This window comes from Nitrosospira multiformis (genome assembly GCF_900110185.1).
In the GTDB taxonomy this organism is placed as follows: Bacteria; Pseudomonadota; Gammaproteobacteria; order Burkholderiales; family Nitrosomonadaceae; genus Nitrosospira; species Nitrosospira multiformis_A.
The window spans coordinates 56919-77673 of record NZ_FOCT01000014.1 but is presented as its reverse complement, the minus strand read 5'-3'; the positions used below and the strand labels follow the sequence as shown (position 1 = coordinate 77673).

Here is a 20755-nt window from a genome sequence, read left to right as displayed (position 1 = left end):
GTTGTGATAGAGCACCGATCATAAATCAAATCTGTATCCAGTGATAGGCTTTTAGGGGGGTTAAAACATCTCTCACTAGGGATAAGCCCTAATGAGAGCTTCAGATGCTTTGCAGTTTTTATTGCATTTCTTATCTTATGTGCTATCAATAGCTTATATCGTGTATTCCCTACATACCTATTACGGGGCAATATTGACATTGGCATTCTATCTGAGGGTAGGACGAAATGAATAAGAACAATATGGGCATTGACGACTCTGAGAGACTGAACCAGTTTGCGAACTGGGTTTTGGAAAAGAAGAAAACTGCAATGGGGTACCCAATCAATCAAGATACCTCATTAGAGAAGTTTTATAAGTGGTACGTAGAGAAAGAATTGTATTGCGTGTCAATGAACAACGTGGGAGATCCATGTAGGAGAGAGAGGGTTAGTAATTACAGCATGAACACTCACGAATTCGAACGTGAGGTTGTAGATTATTTTGCCAAGCTGTATGCGTTCAAAAATGACGATTATTGGGGCTTCGTGACCACCAGTGGGACTGATGGAAATAATCACGGAATTTATGCAGGGCGTAAATACTTGCAGGTTAAATCCCCCGGATCAACTCCTATCATTTACTACTCAGAAGAAATTCATCACTCGGTTAAAAACTTGGCCGATGTGCAGAATATGAAGCATTGCCAGATCCAAGCAGAACCCATGGGGAAGATGGATATTGACGACTTCAGACAACAACTTGACACTTCACACCCGGCGCTTATTGTCATCGCTATAGGAACCACATTTACCGGTGCCATTGATGATCTGAAAGCTGTCCGTCAAATTCTGAAGGAAAAGCACAAAGGCCATGCATACATTCACCTAGACGCAGCTCTTTTTGGGGGCTTTCTTCCTTACCTCGATGGAGATGCTTCCCAATGGGTTAATCAACAGATTCATGAGTTTGACTCGATTGCAGTTTCCGGACACAAATTTTTTGGATTTGATGAACCAATGGGAATTTATATTTCTACCAAGGCTGCGTTCGAGAATCTCAATCCAAATCCCATTGAGTATTTGGACGATTCAGTTCCCACCATCACCTGCTCACGAAGCGCCCTAGCTTCTTTAAAATTCTGGTGGAAAATCAAATCGACCCCCTTTGAGGAATTTCAAAAGCAGGCCAAAGCTATTTTGGCCAATGCAGACTATCTTTTTGATAGCTTGCAAAAAGCTCATATTAAAGCTTGGAAGAATCCTTATTCCAACATCGTTTTTTTCGAGCGCCCTTCGAAAGATCTCCAGAAAAAGAAAGATATCCAAAAAAAATACGATCTAGCACCGGGGAAAATAAAAGGATTAGGGCTAGAAGAATCTCTAGATGTTGCTCATCTCGTAATCATGCCTCACGTGGACAAGGAATTGATCGACAGTTTTGTGCAAGATATACAGTGACCCAGTTCCCGAAATCCCCAGTTCCCGAAATCAGTACCCGTCTAAAATGGAAAATTCCGGCTTCTGACCTGCCTCGGAGTCTCTTCAAAACCAATAATCCCGTCGCCCAACATTTACATGAATAACACAGAAGAAAAACTGAAGTGGGAGGCATCAATTGAGCTGAGAATAAAGCATCTCAAATTATGGGGCGCGACAGTGGCGTTTGTTGCTAGTTTAATACCCACCGTGGCGACGGTTTTTTCACATAACGAAGTCAAAGGACTTTTGTCGCATATCGCACAAAAACCGCTCGAGGGTGAATGGGACTACAGCTCTAACTACGAGAAGTACCACAAAGAGCCCAATCCACAAGATTTGTATGGCGGAGGAAGGGCATTAATAATCTGGAAGTACCAGCAGAGTCGATACGATGTTAACCTCAGTTATTCGATTAAAAGAAGAGATGATCCAAATCCTATCTTAACGGCTGTCCTTCAGGGAACCTTAAAAGCCGATGAAAATGGTTGGCCCGCGGAGGAAGGGTTTGTAATGGATAACTTTAAACTTCTTGAACAACATCATCGTAAATACAGGGCTCATAATATGCCAGCCTACGAGTTCACCAACTGCAACCTTAAAAAAAGCCTGGACCGTGCAAATAGCATTAGCTGCATCCTTGAAACTCCCGATTCAAAATCAGAAGTAGAGTTCACATGGCGGTCTTCTCTCCATTAAAACGAGATTTACTTTACATGAGAAGATATAGAGGGAACAAAGTTTATTCCCCTTGACATCTCCCTCTCTCTAGCTCCCCACAAAGGCGGCTGTACTAGTCAATGCTACGCTGGGGGACAAAGCGGAGTAATCATTTTCAAGCCCTCATGTTCGTCAAGGGTCCAATAAGAGAGTGTCAGCGACAAAACGTCTGATGCTTCTCTTCTCAGCACACATTTCATCACCCGCTCTCTATCTTATTCACAGCTCCCACTCCTGATCCCTGTCTTGTAATGGTTTAATTTGCCCGAATATCTAGATAGGTGGATTATTCACTTATGGAGGAGTTTATGATGATTGAACGCAGGGATGCGCAGGTAGTTTGACACGAACAAACAATCCCTTTTTACAAAAGGACACAGCTTTTCTGTAACGATAACTCCAATCTTTTACCCATGATAACGTATTTTATCATGGGTAAAATCCCGCCCCAGCTTCAGTCCAAAAGTATGATAAAGTATGATCATGAAAACCTCGCTACTGGAACCTGAATGACCGAACTCGAGCGCCTGACCATCACGCTCACCCCTGAACTGGCGGAAACGATCAAGGGAGCCGTCGCTGAGGGCGACTATGCCTCGGCCAGCGAAGTGATTCGCGAGGCGCTGCGCGAGTGGAATGTCCGGCGCGAGCTCCGGCAGGAGGAACTCGCCGCGCTCAAGGCGGACATCGACCAGGCCCTAAATGAGGTTGTGGCCGGACGGCTGAGCGAGTTTAACGCTGACCGGATCGTGGAGCGCGCCAGGAAACTAGCGGCCGCACGCAAGCGTTCGAGCTGACAGCTGAAGTCAACCTCGCGCATATATGACATTGGTGTGCATATAATATATAGGGAAAAATCGGGAGGTGTAGCTTGTAGTTTTTTCCAGCCAAGCGCACCTGTGTTCCAGTTACTGGAAACTGTGATGAGAACTGGATTGAGAGCAGGAATTCTCGCTCTCTGTCCCCATGATCGTCGCCTGGCATTGAGTGCTTGCGTTGAAAAATATATCCATACTATTAGTATGGATACTAACTTACTTGTTCCTCGGATGAATTGGCATGAGTGAAGAACTGATTATCTCCCCGGCCACCCCGGCTGCTCCTGCATCCGGCAGCGCCTTGACCTCGGCACAATTTCGCAAGCTTGCCGAGGTTCCGCCCGAGATCGAGTGGTTTGCCAACATCGACAGCCGGCAGACCCGGCGCGCGTACCAGAATGATTTGCGCGGCTTCATGGCTTTTGCCGGCATCGACAGACCGGAGGACTTCCGCATCGTGACCCGCAGCCATGTGCTCGCCTGGAGGAAGAGCCTGGAAGAAGAGCAGCTGGGAGGTGCGACCATCCGCAGGAAACTGGCAGCACTCTCGTCCCTGTTCGAGTACCTGTGCGAAGCCAATGCAGTCACGCACAATCCGGTCAAGGGGGTGAAACGGCCGCCGGTCGAATCCTGGCAGGGCAAAACCCCCGCATTGGGCGATCCTCAGGCGCGGGCTCTGCTGGAGACGCCTGATCCCAAGACGCTCAAGGGCAAGCGCGACCGGGCGATTCTCTCCGCCCTGCTCTACCACGGCATCCGGCGCGAGGAATTGGCCAAACTCAAGGTGAAGGACTACAACCAGATGCGCCGTGGTGTTGCGCACCTGCGCATCAAGGGCAAGGGCGGCAAGATGCGTTTCATTCCCACCCACCCGGGAACACTCACCTTGATCGAAGAGTATCTGGAGGCCGCAGGCCACGGACAGAATCCCGAGGCGCCCCTGTTCCGGCCGGTCAAGAACAATGTACACGGCCATACCCTGACCGCACTCACCCCCGATTCCATCTATTTTGAGGTGGTGCTGAAGTATTTAAGGAAGCTGGGGATTTTTGGGGAGAACATGGGGCCGCACGTGATGCGGGCCACGGCCGCGACCAATGCGCTGGATAATGGAGCGGATATTGCCAAGGTGCAGGAGTGGCTGGGGCATGCCAATATCGCCACCACCCGGATCTACGACCACCGCAAGACCCGGCCGGAGGATAGCCCGACGTTCAAGGTGAATTACTGAACACCGGGCTTATCCTATGTCCTGGCTCCGATTCACTCACATTGCCGGGCTTTGGCGGTCGGATGCGGCATGGTTTTCATCAAGCTTCGATGCCATTTGACGATGCAAGGCGGCTTCTTGCATGTCGGCCGCGACGGCCTGCTCGTGACGGCGTATTAATGCTGCAGTATGCGATTGCAGATCCTGAGCTTGCCTGCCATAAAGATAGCTTTTATTCTCATACTGCTCCAGCAGTACCTTTTCTTCCTTCACTTTTGCCTGCATTTGCATAGCGGCATTTTCATAATATTTCGCTACGGCCTCATGGTCGCTCCGGGTCGTGGCCTTCTGGATAGCCGCACGAATCTCAGGGGTGTCAATGGGCTCGGCTGCAATCGTCAGGGAGCTCACCGAACCCAATAGGGCTGCCATCGATAACACTGCGAAGATATTTCCTGATTTCGTTTTCATGATAGTAATGAACCCAAACAGGATGAAAGTGACCTTATCCTATCTCAGTCAACACTATGTGTATATTGGGGAAACTCTGGTTTTATACTAAGGGAAACCCTTACAGTGGCAAGGCCGAAGGGTATGGTCCCCGCCTAACTCTGGAGCAGCGAGAACGCTATTGTGGTCCCTCGTTGGGCTGAATGACAATGCCAGCCTTAAGATCGACTCCATGGCGGATACCACCGCCTGTCGGCGATGATAAATAGCCGTGCAGGTTCCTTATCCAGCTCAGAACCTGTTCTAGAATTTGACCCTTATAGTGCCTTCCGACCTCGGTCCAGAAGAAGGTGATCGTCAGAGGCGTTCTCTACAGCCTTCGGTGGCTCTAATCTGAAGCCGGACATCACCACCACCTGAACTGGCGAAAAGTTAGCCATGTCCTCCGTTCTCGCCAAGATATTCTGTACTTGCGAGAACTGATGCCGAAACTCTATCTCATAAATTCTCTCGGCTAGCAGCTTCGCGACTCTCTCCGGCCATCTCAATTTCCACCAGTTGGCAATGGCTATCCCGATGTCTCCTGTTTCTCGTATCATTTTCAAAACTGGACTTGGATACTCGCCCGCATCGTAAAGTGTTTCCATTTTCTTAATCCTCCACCCGTTAGAAATGTTTGCAGCATGAGACAGTAACCCTCTTTTTTGACAATTATGAGGCTCATTCTCAATAACATCGGGTATAAGAAATGGAAGCTTTTAACCCTGGATTTCTCTCTTGCATAAATGAAAAGCAACCATCAAGATTAATCAATCTAATCATAGCGATAACCCATCAATAGAAAGAATATTCATTGGATAAGTGCCCTGACCCTTTGTCTTTTCAGTAGAGAGATTAGCATTGCCGGTATTGTGAAGAAAATATTTATTTCTTCTATCTATATGAAGCAAAAAGTTATTTTATTTAGGGGGACTCTCAAAAGAAAGAACAGGATCAGAAGTGAGACCAAGGGTTGCAAACAATATTGGCAGTCCGGGCCATTGCTGGATATGACAAATGGTGTGCATGCATATGTAGGATAGGGGAAAAAGCTTACGCTTTTATTGGAAATCCATCATATAGTCGCCTACATTTTGTCTAGAAACCGTAAGATTCTAGAAATTATTAATTACAATTTTCCCACCTGAAATAACCAGATCCGGGTATTCAAGATTCTTCAGGTTATGCGTGGGATTCCCCTTAACCGCAATAATATCTGCAGGCGCTCCGGATTGAAGCGTGCCTAACAATGGGAAACCAAGGTACTCACCTGCCTTCGATGTTGCCGCCTGCAAGACATCCATCATTCCCATTTTCCCCAATTGCATCATATATATTAGCTCCTGTGCATTGATGCCTCGGGGAACGTCCGGATGCGCAATTTCCGCCCCATATAACAATTCACCTCCCAGTTCAGCCCACACACGAGCATTTTGTGCCACCCCAGGGCATTTTGATAATGTATCAAGCGTTGTCACTATTTTTACTTTTTGCGCTACTGCTCTTTTTAATAGAGATTCGGGAATAACGTCGCAGGGGACGTGAGCCCATTCATCAACGCCGGCATTAATAGCAACCTGGGCACCTCGTGCCTCGGCAATATGTGCGGTTACCCGCCGCTGGTTGATATGTGCCTCATCTACTATTGCTTTTACGATTTTTTCTGAGAGCAGCGGCCAAGCTTGTTTAGCGTCCGCGTTCACCACAGAATGCCCGTGAGTCGCGTGTGTGTGATGGGCAGGCGGATGCGATACAGTAGCGTGCCCTTGATGAGCCTCTTCTTGAGGGTGTCCGTGACCCCCTGAATGATGATGCCCATGACCATGGTTGCTGGACCAAGGTGCTCCCGGCTCACCGCCAGGTTCCAGGGCGATCTTGATTACGACCACTCCCCCTTTGATCAGGTTTTGCACTGTTTTTCGTGCTTCTTTTTCTGTAGATACCGGGACGGCGATGTTCTTTTCCCCAATCAGCGGTATAGGGTAGCCACCTGGCGCTGTGATGATCGGCCCCGAGGTAAGAACGCGCAAAGTTCCGTTTCCGCCGTATGGTTGGTGTATGGGGCCTCCGACATCCCGAATTGTCGTAATGCCGTGCTTTAGGACAGTATCGGCAGGAACCTGTTGGTACGTAAGGTGTGCGTGTAATTCTATAAAGCCTGGGAGAATTGTGGCATCACCCAGATCTATGACTTTTGCATTTTCAGATGCAAAGGAGCCGCGCGGGCCAACTTGCGCAACGCGTCCATCTCTTATTAGCATGGATAGATCTGCTCTCATATCATGGCCATCAAAAACTCTGGCCGCGTGGAGCAGAATCGCACTTTGCTTCGTTTCATCTGCAAAGGCTATGGGGCAGATCCCCGCGATAAGTGTCAGCAACAAAAACATGCTGACTTGATTGCCGAATCTACAACAAGCGCGCTTCATTGCTCCGCCTCCTTTTCCTTTTTTGCCATCAAGAGTTCCATGAGATGCGGTACCTGTAGTTGTTTAGAATTCACCGGGTTCGAGGATTCCCAGTAAGATGGAAAGTGCGGCCATCAGAAAAAAATTTCCCCAGGCGGATTCCACCATTTCCTCTTTGTTGCCGTGGGTCTTGTAACAGCAGCCCCAGAATATGGCATATGGAGGCTTGTTTCGACTTGCTGCATGACTGCCAGGCGGGGGAATGCGGACGAAGTATCGGCTACTGATTACTGTGTCGAGCTGCTGATACGCGGAGACACGCCATTTTGCTCCATCTGTAATAAGTTCTGCGAGAGAGAGCATTGCCAGCGATGCGATTATGGATGAAGAGGGGTCCAACAGGCACGAAGGATCATTCAGCCGATTGGGAGTTAAAAACTGCTGGCGTGAGCGCTCCCAGTATTCGCAGGCGCGTTGCGCGGAGGTCAGATAAGGTTCCCCCCATTGGGCTGCTGCTCGAGTCAACCCCAGCATTGACCATGCCTGGCCACGAGACCAGGTTCCGGCTTGACCGATAGGACGAAAGTACCCATCCTCAAAGTATGCACAGGGATGAAATGCCCCGTCCCCTGTACCACAAGCCGCTAACAGGGTACTTGCATGAGTACGCGAAACTTGATGATGAGTCAGGTCTCTACTGCTGCTAAGAAGCTGGATCAAAGCGGCAAGTGAGTCCACGGAGATGATTCGATTTCCCTTTTCTCCGCCCCCCATGTCCAGGCCGAGCGGGATGCAGCCCATTTCTCCATTATAAGAATCCGCAACAGCGTCGATTGATGCCCTCGAGAGTTCACGCGCCTTTTCATCACCAAACCAGAGATCACCAAGTGATGCGCCATACCAGAATATGAGACTTCGGTTAATGGACATGGCGGTGATTTTCGGACTTAAGTGTTGGCAGATATCGACAGCTCTGCGACGATCCGATTTCAAACCTGTTATCCGTGCGCGCAACCACCAGCATGCGTCCCATAATCCTCCCACCCACGAACCCCCAGCTGAGGAAACCCAACGATCTGCGGTTCCAGGGGAATAAAGGGGAAAGTTATTCCCGCAACTTGAATCAATGTACTCCATACGATGTATCAACAACTCGAGGGCACGCCTCACTTCTGTCCGATCCAATGGTGTGCTCGAAGACTGGTTTTCGGCACCGTATTTGTATGACATATTTTCTGATACCCGCATGAGTGCTTACCTAACTATCGCTTCAGAAAACAAGCGTGAAATCAAGGTAGACCATATCTGCATCCTTCTTGCCTTGATAAAAATTTTTAACCACGTCGCCGCCAAACGCGTGCCCGTAATAGAACCTCCATGACAGTTGCTTGTTGAGCGTATGCGTGAAGCTGATATCGACCAGCTGACCTATCTCGCTTCGACCATTTGAAGGTCTTCCCGAGTAACCGAACGCACCACTGCTTGAGGTGGGTCCAAGTCCCGAGTAGAACAAATCGTTTTTGTTGCTGAGCGATAAATGATGTAAATCGATTATTACCTTGGTTTTTGGCGTGGGCGAAACGATCACCTGGAGAAAGGCATCTTGCGAATTCATCAGGTTGTAGAACGGGAGCTTGGCGTAGGCGCGACCGCTGGGGAGTGCGGTAAAGTACGTCTTGTGTGTGTCATCGCCCGCGCGATTATCGCCAGAACTTCGGTAGTACAGCGCTCGAAGCCATGGCTGGAAGGGAAGATCTGTCCATTGATAACCTGCCTCTGCTGCCACGGCCCAAGCCTGATGGTCCTGGTTGGTCCAGTCACCAAACTGATAGGCGCCCCACAGCAACGCATCAGCACTGCCCGAACCTAATGGCTGGAGCGTCAGCAGATGGACACCTATTGTATGAATATTCAGGTTCTGATTATCAAGCCGGGGCCGATCAGCGGCAGGACGATTATCCACTGGCTGTGTATTGCGCTTGTCATCATAGTTAAGATAGAAAAGACGGCTTTCAGTCCCTGGCAACAGGGCATCCTTTTTGCTGGTGAGGGCAGCATAAAACAGGTTGATATCCCCTATTTCCTTTTGCCCCTGGACAGTGAATCCACCCTGGGTTGGACGAAGTCCCGCCGCTGTTAAATTGAATCCCGGGCGATCATAAACAGCGGCAAATCCATCAAAGCTTCGCCCGACATGGACCACATTCGAAGCCAGTAGGCGTTGGGAAATGCGGGCGCGCTTGAGACCGTCGAACTTTCCCGCACCCGTTATATATTCCATGCCGTCCATAAATTCGAATCGGCCAATTTTCAGTGATCCGGGCAAGCCCAAGGCCTGGAACTTGAAGTTAAGATAAGCCTGTTTCAGAAAAATATTGCTGGCGTTCGTGGATTGGTTTGCAAGGAAGTAGGCGCCACCCAATCCTAGAGGACCACCAGGAGACGCAACGGCATCATTGGGAAGACCATATAAACCAACATATTGAGCTTGGGCAAAGCCCTCGATGTGGGGCGTGTTAAGCAGGATGCCCGGCCTTGCACGCACTGCCCACAAGTCATAGTCATTGTTGTTATTTATTGCCGGACTTGGGCGGAAAAAATCCCACACTTCGTAGCCGCCATACAGTTCTCCTGTCATCCGCAGATATTTGTTGATCTGCCCCACCGGTTTAATATCATCTGCCCAAGTCCCTGTGGAGTGAAATATGACGGAGATGGCACTCCAGAGAACTGCCAGTATTAAACATTTCCCTGGATAATCTTGCTCATTTACGCGCACGGCTTACTGTTCATTCACAGAGGATCCAGAGGTCCTTCATCACTTAATGGTACTTCTGGGTCCAACGGGGACTAAGGCCTGACGCTGGCGGGCAAAAGCCAGCATCAGCGCCAGACCGCAACCACATAAAAGCACCCCAATCAGGAAGATCCATCCCGCCTGAAAACTCCCGGAATAATCCGAAAATGTGGCGTAAAGCGGCGGCCCCACGGAGAATCCCCCGAAAAAAGCGAGCGAAACAAAGCCTGATGTGGTAGTGACAATTCCGAATCTGTCATCCCTGATCAACATGCTCATTGCGATTGCATTGGTGCCGACTGCGGTAAGGCCAACCCCTATCGCACCTATCCAGAGGCACCAGTGACTCTCCGGGCCTGCCTGCATCGTGACCCCTATTGCGCAGGCTGCAATAGCGATGAGCGTGAGCAAAAGCAGTGCCTCTTCTTTCAGTTTTGCCCCAAGAGGGGTGAGTGCTATCCGCGAGAACATGCCCATGACACCGAAGACAGCGATCAGGCTGCCGGCAACCGCCAAGGGCATACCATTCTGTGCGGCAAAAGTGGGAAGGAACGTGACGAAGGCGGAGAGCGAGATCCCTACGCAAAACTGGACGCTCATCAGTTGCAGCAGGAGTTTATTTGGCAGCGTGATTGAGAATATCTTGCCTGCCCTTAAAGATTTACCCCGAGTAGGAGCAACATAAGGAGACGTTATCCCAAGCAATATCGCTACGGGAACAACGATACCGAAGGCGCTAGGCCATCCGTAGTGAGTTGCGACAGCAGGGAGGGCAAGACCGGCGAAGAGTGCCGCAAGTTGAACGCCCGATTGCTTTAGTCCTGCAACGGCCGCTTTTTTTTCCGCAGGGACCTGCTGTGCGATCAGTAGATTGGTGACCGGGTTCGCAAGTGCCTGGGCGATGCCACAAATGGCAGTGGCCGCAACCAGGTAAAAATAATCTTTTCCTGTTGCAAGCAGCGTAAAAGCAAGCGCGACGGTGAAGAAAAGGATTGTCAGCGCGTCTCGCGGACCAATGCGGTCCACGAGGGCGCCTCCCCATGGAGATAAGATGGCGGCAATGCCAAATGAACTCATGACAAGGTAGCCCAGTAGTTTTGCCTCAAGGTGCAGGTCACGGACAATGAATGTCCCAAGCGTGCTGATGGCATACAAGACCAGCATGGGCATAGCCATGGCAAACACGAGAACGATTCGAAACCAGATACTGGCGCCGCCAGTTGTAAGGTGGCCGGGCCTTGCCGCTAGCATGTTCGTGTCCCACAGAAGTGGCGATGATCGAGATGCGGTAGCGCTAAATCTCGGCCGGGGCCCAGGTTTATCAGCAGGAAATCATGCAAAGTGATATCCATTGTGTTCTCTAAAGGAGTTGATTAGGCGCCGCCCCACTGAACTGATAAGCGACTCATCTGTGCCGTCAAGGATGCGTGAGGTGCGTGCTATTCTGTAAATGCCGGAGAGCGGGGTCAGGTCACTAAGGCCTTCAGCGCCGTGCAGCTGCATGGCTGAATCCGAAGCTGCCCACAGGGCTTGCGACGCGGCCATCTTGGCGATATTGATTTCGATATCGCCGCAACAACCTGCATCAATTCGCCGTGCGGCTATGCGGATTAATTCACGCGCACTGGCAATAGCCTGGTATGCATGAACGATATGCTGACGCACAAGCTGCTTGTCAGGAAGACGCCCGGAAAGGCCTCGTTCCGAATTAACCCGCGCACCCATCAGGTCGAAGCACCGTTGCGCCAATCCTACCCAGTTCATTGCACGAAGCAGCCGGCCAATGCCAAGACGTTGGCTCATCAAAGCCATGCCGCTGCCACAAGAACCTAGTAGATTGCGCTCCGGGACTTGCACATCGGTAAAGGAAATTTCTCCCTGACCGAGGTGGCGCCCCATGATTGAGAGGGGACGCTCTATCGTGAATCCACGCGAGTCGGTAGGGACAAGAATCATTGAAAACTGCTCCCTCGCAGTGTTTTTTTCGTTTGCAGTCCGGGCCAGCACTGTGACGAAAGTTGCGCAATCCGCGTTACCCACGAACCATTTCCTGCCGTTTATCGTCCAGTTGCCATTTGATAGACGGGCGGAGGTTGTTATCAAACTAGGGAATGAGCCGCCATGACCCGGTTCTGTCATGCCATAACTTGGAACAGCTTTCCCGGCAGCCATAGGCTCCAGAAAAGCCTTGCGGATTTCTTCGGTGCCAAATTTCAGGAGCATACGGGCGTCCAGGGCGGTGTGCGTGCCAAATATTGCCGGCGAGAACTCGGAACGTCCCTCCTGCTCCCCAACAATCAGATAATCTTCAAGAGAAGCGATTTTTCCCCCGTGGGAAAGCGGATAAAACGAGCCCCACAGTCCAGCATTCCTGGCTTTTTTGGTCAGTTCAGATTGGAGTCGGGAAGCCGGATCTCCGCCTTCAGCTAATCGTGATTCATTCGGGATAATCATCTCATCGACGAACATCCGCACTTTGCGCGAAAGGGATTGAGCCAGTTCCGTATGAGAGGGCGACTTGTATCTGTTGCCTATCTCTGCCTGTGACATTCGCGGTACTCCGACTTCAGTGCACCAATTCGGCCAAGCTTCCGCTGGTCGTAAATTGGGTTATTGCAGCCTCGGCAGCAAGTTGCTTCTTGTCGATTTTTCCTGCAGGGCTTAGGGGCAGCTGGCGGTAATAGCGCAAGTATTCAGGAAGTTTGTTTGTCTCCAACCCTTTTTCACGGAGATAGCGGGTGAACTGGGAAAGCGAGAGCGGATCCGCTCCGTTTCGCAGTACGACGCAAAGGCAGACGCGATGCCCCAGTTCCGGGTCGGGAACCGGAACACAAGCCGCGCTCACTACATCCGGATGAGAAACAACGAGGTTTTCAATTTGAACAGGACTGATATTAACTCCGCCCCGAATGATGATGTCTTTCTTTCGCCCGGCCAGCACGAGGTAGCCTGCATCATCAATAAATCCCAAATCCCCGGTATACACCCACCCCTCCTTGTCGCGGTATAAGGCATCGAGATCTGGTGCATTGACGTATTGCAAGGGGCTTAAGGGACCTCTTGCCGCTATTTCACCTATACAGCCCTGCGGGACTTCCTGCTTCTGCTCATCAACGATCCGAATCGAACAGATTTCCGGATTAGGATGGCCCGCTTTTCCAATGACGGTTTTCAGGTCGTCGTCGAGCGCAGTATGGCAATTGACACCGTCGGCAGAACCATACAGGCTGATAAAGCGGCAACCGAATGCAACAATACATCGGTGAACCGAAGCCTCATCGATTTTCGCGCCGCCGCTGACAATGGCGATGAGACTCGATTTGTCGGCTTCTGCCAATGCCCGGTCCGCTGCAATCCGTTGAAACATGGTTGGTACTCCCAGAATATGCGTTGGCTTTAACCTTCCGATGGCTTCAATGGCAGCTGTCACATCGAACTGACGCAGCACGATAAGCGTTCCCCCAAGCCAGGACAAAACACCGAATGTTGCCGTTGAGCCGAATGCCGTTCCAAGGGGCATGAGATAGAGGCTTCTGAAGGCCTTTCCTTCGGGGTGTAGTCGTTGCAGGAAACGTCCTCTTCCCCCTGCCAATGCATTATGGGAATAAGCGACCCATTTGGGCTCGGATTCTGTTCCAGATGAAATCAGGAATCGGACGGGAGAATCGGGGCAAACTTCCGGTAATTGGCTAGGGTCAATCGGATTGGCCTCGAGCAGGTGGCCAAGTGTATGCCAGCCATCTTTGGAGGCTCCGTCAACAATAAGGATGCGCAGTGAAAGCAAGGTTGGCCGGATGGATTCAATCAATTCGCAAAGATCCGTCTTGCCATATTCGCGCTCCACAATAATTGCGCGAGCGTCACACCTTCCTAGTAGGGACTGGATATCAAGGCGGCCACGGCCAGGGGGAAAGGGTGCAACGATAGCGCCAAGCGCGGCGGCGGCAAGATCTATGGCGCAGCTATGCCAGCTATTGGATAGCTGGTAGGCGATTACATCCCCTGCTACGATTCCTAAATCTTTGAAACTTGCGGCAAGACGATGGACCTTGTCCAGCAGTTCTGCGTAGGTGATGGCATGGTCGAGGGAAATAACTGCTGGGGTATCGGGGTGCCGCGATACTTGCTCGCAAAACAACGCGTATAACGATTTATTTGGATAGATTCCACTCCGGACCCATTTCTCACGGACCTCAACAGGGACCATATCCACGATTCCAGAAGGATTCATTTAAATCTCCACGGGGAATTTACTCTGGTATAAGGACCTGGACTTAGCGTGGGCTGCAGATAGGAGAAGGTTTGCAATTGAGCGAGGTCTTCGACGACAACGGCTGCTGGAATATTGGCCTGCTGAAGGAGTTTTACCCATTCGTTTGCCGTTCTTAGGAGAAACAATTTACCTAAAAGGGGGTGTAGGCCACCGTTTTCAATGTTTGCAGTAACCTCAAGAATTTTCACGAGGCGCAATGCCGTTTCAAGATCAAGGCAATCAACTGCAACTTTTCCCTGTTTTGTGGCATATATGCCACTGATGAGACTAGCTTCGGTTTTAGAATTCGAGCACGGCGCGCTGTAAATTTTTTGAAAATCCTCCGCGCATAGCAAGGTGGCAGCGCTCATGAGCGACGAACTGACCTTTATGCCAGTGGGGTTCATACATTGCTTGAGCAGTGCAAGGGTGACGCCTTGCGCGGCAACCACACCTCCCAGCACGTCGAGCACGGTAAATAAAGTACCTCCACGCGTGCCACTGGCCTCCGCGATTTTTCCTGCCACTCCCGAATAGGCTTGAGCCATGAAATCCGTACCGGGCATCGAATTCGAAGAGACATGTTCAGCGCAATCTGTCGCCCATCCCCCGGCGTAGGCGTAGATCAGGGAGGGGTTGATCGCGGAGAGATCACCGTAGTCGAGACCGAGCAGCACCGCCTTGCCAGGTGCCCAGTTATGCAGAAACACGTCGGCATCCCGTGCCATCTCCCGGATTTCGGCCTTTCCTGCGGAAGATTTGATATCGATTTCGCGAACGGTCTTGAGCTGGTTGAGGGCATCGAAGCGCGCCGAGCAACCCTCCGCCATTGGTGGCATTCCTCGCAAGGGATCACCTCCGGGAGGCTCTATCCTGATAACGTTTGCACCGAGCAGGGCAAGCAGGTGTCCGGCAAGGGGACCTTGTATCCGCCTGCAAGATTCGATAACGGTAAGGCCGCTTAAGGGCAGGTCGCCAGTGGCGTTACCTGGGCGCCTTCCAGTCAAATTGCCCTGGAACGAAAATGCCCACGGACCTTGCCGCCACGCTCGGCTGGCGTCATCATCCTGTGCCCTCTCCTCGATGGAACGTACGGGACAAATTGCCATACCCGTTCTCGCAGACACTTGCGAAATACGGTTATAAGTAAGTCTCGATATTGCAAGGGGCAATTCATCTGGCAGCGGGGACACGGCTCTGGCGTATCGCAGCAGAAAAGCCTTCCATCCTTTGCCAACCGCCACTGAACTTACACCCAGCTCAGCCCAGAATTTTCCCCACGGCCCGGGTTCGAGCGTTTCGAGTTCAAAAATAACGCCGTCCAGAGAAATAAATGGCGGACAAGCCAGAGATGAGCCCGCTGCTGGACAAAACCCTGCAGCCGTTTCCGGGAACTCTGAAGCAGTCGCCCCTGCTATATACTGACCCATACTCAACAAGGCGGCGTCAGCCATTGAGACGGTGCTGCGGGACAACGCAAGACCGCGAAGCTGGCCAAGAGATGCAGCAATTCCTCCCTGAAGCCCCAGTGCCGCCGTAAGAGTCGATACATAGTTCAATCCGAGCGACTGCGCCTGGCCGTTTGCCCGCCGGTGCACAGCCATCAGTCCGCATGCCGCCTGCATGATGTTTTCGCTCACGGCTGCAGCCCCCGAGGAGCCGCTCCAACGCGTGATTTCACACATGACTGGAGTGGTGTGTGGTGTTTTTATTTCGAAGCGAAACGCATCATTACTCAGGTAATTCTCATTAGTTTCAGCCTCCATACCCAATGCAGTGGATTGATAGAGTAGCGAGGAGGCGACAGGAGCAAAATCGGAAGACACGCTTTTTGATGCATATGACATCACACAGTCCGACAACGGCTGATTCATGCTCATGCTTTTGCCGGATGATGGTGGCAGGAGAGCTTCGTCGTAGCCCCCGGCAACCGCAGGCAGTATGGTGACCAGGTCTCCATCGTTCAGTCGAGTTGACAGACCGTCGCTAAAGCGAATGTCGTCATCGTTGACGTAGATATTGACGAAGCCATGTGGCTGGCCGCCGTTGATCAATTTTTCCTTGACGCCCGGATACTGCTGCTCCAGCCGTTCGATAGCATCGAGCACATTGGCGCCCTCAATCTCGACACGCTTCCGGTTTCCGGTTAGCGGCCTAAGTAGGGTCGGGATGGTCACCGTTACAGGCATTTTTACCTCTCCAAAGGGTAATTAAATAGAAATCAGAATGGTTATGATTTAATCCTTCATTCAGCAAGCTGCTCATGATCATTCCATTTGACCAGAAGAGCTTACGCCACCATTGATAACTCCCATTCGGGGTTGTATGAATTCATCAGCCTGATTCGTTCTTCAGTGACCATTCCATCAACAATGCGGAAGCTACTGATTTCCTCTCCGTATATGGGATCCGTCGGAATAATGATGTAATGGGACTGGGGCTCTAATGCGAACTGCACATCTGTGCGGCTTGGGTAGGCTGGACCCTTGGTATGCGAGTGGTAAATTACAATCGCCTCTTCGCCACGTGCCTCCATCTGCCTCCAGACTCGCAATTGCTCTTCCGGGTCAAACTTGAAAAACGTTTGGGACTTGGCGGCATTGCGCATCGGGATAAGCCGCAATGGAAGATTTGATCCTTCTGGTCCTGCAATGACACCACAAGTCTCAATTGGATGATCTTTGCGGGCCTGAGCAAGCATTGCCTCGACCAGTTTGGTATGTATGGTCAACATTAGTCTTACCTCCATGAGTTGACATTGATCGGACGTGTTTCTATACGGTACGACTGGAAGCAACTGCTTCTGCCTCATCCTGAATCAATGCCTGTTATCGGGTAATTCGCCATGCTGCTTTATGGATAGCGGAAAAGCTTGGGAGTGAAACTCGTGGTTAAAATGAAACAAGCCATCCGCGTAATGACAAGGAAATCAATAACTGGGCAAGGTCGGATCCACGTCTCTTATCCAGGCAAGAATCCCGCCTTCAAGGCTTTTGACGTTCGTAAAGCCCCGTTTGCGCATCTCCATAAGGACATTACGGGAGCGCACTCCCATCTTGCACTGCAGCACGATGAGGTCTTCCTTGTTCAATCGGGATAAGACTTCTTCCGACATCATCTCGTCTTTGGGAATATGATTTGCTCCCTCGATATGCACGATGTTCCATTCCTGGATTCCGCGAACATCGATGAGCTGCATGCTGACGCCCTTTTCGCGCATCTCTTTCAGCTCCATAGCGGTGATCGTGGAAACATCCGATTTTCCGGCGTCCCCTGCTGGCCGCTTCAGTCCGCAAAATTCCTGATAATCAATCAGCTTGGTTATAGGTGTTCTGACTGGCGCCCGTCTTATTGGAATAAATCGGAAGGTCATTTCCAGGGCGTCGTAGACGGCAAGCCTGCCTAGCAGTGTTTCACCCAAGCCGGTAATCAGTTTGATGGCTTCGGTTGCCATCATCGCTCCGATGGAAGCACACAGGATACCGAGCACCCCCCCTTCCGCGCATGAGGGAGCCATTTCTGGGGGCGGCGGCTCGGGGTAAAGATCCCGATAGTTCAGGCCGCGTCCCCCTGGCGCATCTTCCCAGAAGACGGAGGCTTGTCCTTCGAAGCGGAAAATGGAACCCCAGACATATGGCTTTCTCGCGAGCACGCAGGCATCGTTCACAAGATAGCGGGTGGAGAAATTATCGGTTCCGTCTATTACCAGGTCGTAGCCCGATATGATGTCAATAGCATTTGTTGTTTCGAGACGCTCATCATGAATCTGAACCTGGATATAGGGATTCAGGGCCTTGACTGAGTCCTGCGCACTCCTGCATTTGGGTCTGCCGATATCCTGCTGCCGATGAATGACCTGCCGCTGCAGATTGGATTCATCGACAATATCGAAATCGATAATACCCAAGGTTCCCACACCGGCTGCTGCAAGATAGAGGAGCGTGGGCGACCCCAAGCCGCCGGCCCCGATTACGAGAACCTTGCTATTCTTGAGGCGCCGCTGCCCTTCCAGACCCACGTCGGGAATCAACAGGTGCCGACTGTAGCGGGAAATTTCTTCTTTGCTTAACTCTTCCGAGGGTTGTACCAGCGGTGATAATTCCATTCAAAACCTCCGTGTTCAAGTCGAGGGATTACACTTCTTAGAAACTGGCGGCGATACCGATCTGGCCCCATCGTCCAGGCATGGGATAACCGGGACGGTAGGCGTAGTCGGCGTCCAGAAGGTTTTCCATGGCCACGAAAATTTCTCCTTTCTTGCCCAGGAAAGGCAATTGGTGGGAGACACGCGCATTCATGATTATGAATTCATCCACCCGCTCGGTATTGACAGCGCCCGCGGCGCGGGGGCGATTTAACGCGGCCACGCTGGACTGGTACTGGGTATCGACCGTTAAGCGGATTGGTCCTATCTGGCCGTTAATGCCCGCCGTGAAAGCCCGTTTCGGTGTATAGGGCAAATTGTCGATGCTCGGATCGAGCAGGGTCAGTCCACCGAAAACCGTCCAGTTGCGCGTGATATTTTGCTGAATTGCAACTTCGGTCCCGCGGATAGTATAAGTGCCAAGATTCAGAAACTGGGGCGGCGGCGGAACGTTTGGGGGAAAGCCGAAGATGAACCGGTTTTTTACCTGATCGACAAATAAGCTGACATTAATTTGTGTGGATTCGAAAGGATCCAACTTGAAGCCGACTTCGGCATGATCGAGCTCTTCCGCGGAGAGTTTTCTCCAGCTTTGTCCCAACGCAGGTATCGCAGAGGAGAGAACGGACGTTTCCAGTCCCGGATAATTGATGCCGCGCGAAACGTTGCCAAAGAGAGTGATCCAGTCCGATATCAGAGAGAGACCCGCATGTGGCGAGATTCTTGCGTGAAATATGCTATGGTCGTAGACTCGTACGCCGACCGCGGGTACCAGCGACCAACCCTTGCCCAGATCGATCGTCTGGCTCAGGGTGATGTAGGGAGACGTGACGCGGAAAGTGGGCGTTTTGAAACTATCTTGCGGAGCCGGCACCACTCTATTGAACTTGACGTCACCCGAAATCCAGTCGCTATCCAGGCCGGCCGTGATCGCGCCACCTTTCCATAGCGAGAACTGTTCCTTCCAGCGCATGCCAATCGTTTCAAAATTGGTGAGTGTGTCCCCATCCGGGGCAGGTTGATGCAGCCAGTTGCCTTCCCCCTTGGTGTAATAAAAGCGCAGATCGCCGCGCCAGTTATCGTGGCGATGTGATATGAAAGCGGTGACCATTCCTGCCTGGGTGGAGTATTGCGGCGCCACCGCGGGTCTTGGCAGGCGGTTGTCGCCTGGGTCACGCGCGTTGTTATCGACAAAAAGAAAGCTTGTGCCAACTGACCAGTGTTCACCCAGGCGCAGGCCGATGCGCCCCATAACATTATTCAGTTCGCCACTTGCATTAGGCCGATGTCCATCCGACTGGGCATGGCCTTGCGCCAGCATGAAATCCACGTCGCCTTTGCGGCCCACCAGATCGGCTTGCTCGATAAAGGTGTTGAAATAGCCTCCGGAAATTCTTACGCCAGCCTTTATGCCGTCTTCGGTTGCGCGCTTGGTTTCAAGATTGATTGAAGCGAAGTTGTTCCCGTTGATTTGCGGTTGCGCGCTTTTATATACTGTGATGGACTGCATACCGTTGACCGGCAGAAGATCGAGCAAGGGATGGTTCCAGACCCCCATGTAAAATGGAATGCCATCGATGTAGGTTTTGATTTCGCTGCCCGGACGGCTGACACCCATGCCACGAATGAAGACTGCACCACCCTGATCCCCGCCAAAGGCGCCGACAGGGTTGTAGCGCGATATCTGGACGCCAGGCGTGCGCCGCAGCGCTGTAGCAAGATCAAAAGCATTCTGATCGTGAAGCTGGCTTTCGGTGACGACTGCCGATGTGCTGGAAAAACCGTCGATACGAACGCGATCTATGATCGGATTGGCGGTTACCACAACAGGGGGCAACTGCCGAGTTCCTGGCTGAGGCGTTTCTCCCGATGATGCGGCGTCTTGAGCGTTGGCAAATTGTGTAATCAGAGTCATTACGATAATCACTCCAAGTTTTATTATTGTTTTCATTTGAAGTAATTCTTTTATAAAAGAAGATCCTGCTGCCGCGTAAAGCGACAGGTAGGCAAAAAAATCAGAAGGCATATGCTGCTATTACATATGCTCATCCGTGTTCATGGAATATAAAACAAAACACGTCGATTAAAAATGTGGCAAATTGTCGCATGTGACAATTTGCCGCACCTGAGACGGGAGCTCGGCTGTGTTTTTCTGCCTCCCTGGGCAGAAGGAATACTAAGAGAGGGACGGGCTGCGCGCATATTTATACGCAGCCTCTATAGAGGTTTGGGGGAATTAATTAGAGTGAGGCCGAAAGCGCAGAGGCCTGTTCCACAGGCGGCACGTGATGCCTAGAAAGCGTATCACGTGAAGGTGCTTCTCGAATGCCTTATAGCGGGATGCCAGACATGGCGATGCTGGTTGACATCATTATTCTCGTTTTTTAATGAATGATAACGTCCTTTATCATTCATAAATTTTTTTAGTAAAGACTGTTTCGAAACCGCCGCACACCGCAA

At 51.2% G+C, this 20755-nt stretch carries 16 protein-coding genes; 4 read left to right on the top strand and 12 right to left on the bottom strand.

Annotated features, from left to right (window positions below):
* Positions 1 to 227: 227 nt before the first annotated feature.
* The 4 genes from BMY01_RS14050 (at position 228) to BMY01_RS14035 (ending at position 4226) form a co-directional block, all read left to right on the top strand.
* A complete protein-coding gene (locus BMY01_RS14050; RefSeq protein ID WP_074748664.1) occupies positions 228 to 1439 on the top strand; it encodes an aminotransferase class V-fold PLP-dependent enzyme in 1212 nt (403 codons plus the stop codon).
* A 117-nt stretch (positions 1440 to 1556) separates the two neighbouring features.
* Positions 1557 to 2156: a hypothetical protein gene (locus tag BMY01_RS14045; protein ID WP_074748662.1), complete on the top strand. Its 600-nt coding sequence runs from the start codon at positions 1557 to 1559 to the stop codon at positions 2154 to 2156.
* Between the two features lie 530 nt (positions 2157 to 2686).
* The gene (locus BMY01_RS14040; protein ID WP_074748660.1) at positions 2687 to 2974 is read left to right on the top strand and encodes a type II toxin-antitoxin system ParD family antitoxin; all 288 of its coding nucleotides are present in this window, start codon (positions 2687 to 2689) and stop codon (positions 2972 to 2974) included.
* A gap of 262 nt (positions 2975 to 3236) precedes the next feature.
* Entirely contained in the window at positions 3237 to 4226 is a 990-nt protein-coding gene (locus BMY01_RS14035; protein WP_074748658.1) for a tyrosine-type recombinase/integrase, read from the top strand.
* A gap of 36 nt (positions 4227 to 4262) precedes the next feature.
* On the opposite strand, the gene BMY01_RS14030 is transcribed toward BMY01_RS14035, so the two are convergent.
* The 12 genes from BMY01_RS14030 to BMY01_RS13970 all read right to left on the bottom strand — a co-directional run bounded on the left by BMY01_RS14030 (position 4263) and on the right by BMY01_RS13970 (position 20210).
* Positions 4263 to 4676 carry a hypothetical protein gene (locus BMY01_RS14030; RefSeq protein WP_074748656.1) on the bottom strand — a complete coding sequence of 138 codons (414 nt, stop codon included), beginning with the start codon at positions 4674 to 4676 and terminating at the stop codon, positions 4263 to 4265.
* 296 nt (positions 4677 to 4972) lie between these two features.
* Positions 4973 to 5302 carry a hypothetical protein gene (locus BMY01_RS14025; protein ID WP_074748654.1) on the bottom strand — a complete coding sequence of 110 codons (330 nt, stop codon included), beginning with the start codon at positions 5300 to 5302 and terminating at the stop codon, positions 4973 to 4975.
* A 507-nt stretch (positions 5303 to 5809) separates the two neighbouring features.
* Positions 5810 to 7123 (bottom strand): amidohydrolase family protein, encoded by a 1314-nt coding sequence (locus tag BMY01_RS14020; protein WP_074748652.1) that lies wholly within the window; start codon positions 7121 to 7123, stop codon positions 5810 to 5812.
* Positions 7124 to 7186: 63 nt separating this feature from the next.
* Entirely contained in the window at positions 7187 to 8032 is an 846-nt protein-coding gene (locus tag BMY01_RS14015; protein WP_254772758.1) for a glucuronyl hydrolase, read from the bottom strand.
* Between the two features lie 340 nt (positions 8033 to 8372).
* Positions 8373 to 9767 (bottom strand): alginate export family protein, encoded by a 1395-nt coding sequence (locus BMY01_RS14010; RefSeq protein WP_254772757.1) that lies wholly within the window; start codon positions 9765 to 9767, stop codon positions 8373 to 8375.
* Between the two features lie 153 nt (positions 9768 to 9920).
* On the bottom strand, positions 9921 to 11150 hold the full coding sequence (locus tag BMY01_RS14005; protein ID WP_074748648.1) for an MFS transporter: 1230 nt from the start codon (positions 11148 to 11150) through the stop codon (positions 9921 to 9923).
* A gap of 81 nt (positions 11151 to 11231) precedes the next feature.
* Positions 11232 to 12449, bottom strand: a complete 1218-nt coding sequence (locus BMY01_RS14000; RefSeq protein WP_081353949.1) for an acyl-CoA dehydrogenase family protein — start codon at positions 12447 to 12449, stop codon at positions 11232 to 11234.
* A 16-nt stretch (positions 12450 to 12465) separates the two neighbouring features.
* Positions 12466 to 14130 carry an AMP-binding protein gene (locus tag BMY01_RS13995; protein WP_074748646.1) on the bottom strand — a complete coding sequence of 555 codons (1665 nt, stop codon included), beginning with the start codon at positions 14128 to 14130 and terminating at the stop codon, positions 12466 to 12468.
* The gene (locus tag BMY01_RS13990; RefSeq protein ID WP_302848434.1) at positions 14127 to 16340 is read right to left on the bottom strand and encodes a MoaD family protein; all 2214 of its coding nucleotides are present in this window, start codon (positions 16338 to 16340) and stop codon (positions 14127 to 14129) included. The genes BMY01_RS13995 and BMY01_RS13990 overlap by 4 nt, the downstream gene beginning before the upstream one ends.
* A gap of 101 nt (positions 16341 to 16441) precedes the next feature.
* Positions 16442 to 16885 (bottom strand): M67 family metallopeptidase, encoded by a 444-nt coding sequence (locus BMY01_RS13980; protein ID WP_074748645.1) that lies wholly within the window; start codon positions 16883 to 16885, stop codon positions 16442 to 16444.
* Between the two features lie 195 nt (positions 16886 to 17080).
* Complete coding sequence (moeB, locus tag BMY01_RS13975) at positions 17081 to 18256, bottom strand: molybdopterin-synthase adenylyltransferase MoeB (protein WP_074748643.1); 1176 nt, start codon at positions 18254 to 18256, stop codon at positions 17081 to 17083.
* Positions 18257 to 18293: 37 nt separating this feature from the next.
* Positions 18294 to 20210: a TonB-dependent receptor gene (locus BMY01_RS13970; RefSeq protein ID WP_081353950.1), complete on the bottom strand. Its 1917-nt coding sequence runs from the start codon at positions 20208 to 20210 to the stop codon at positions 18294 to 18296.
* Between the last annotated feature and the right edge of the window lie 545 nt (positions 20211 to 20755).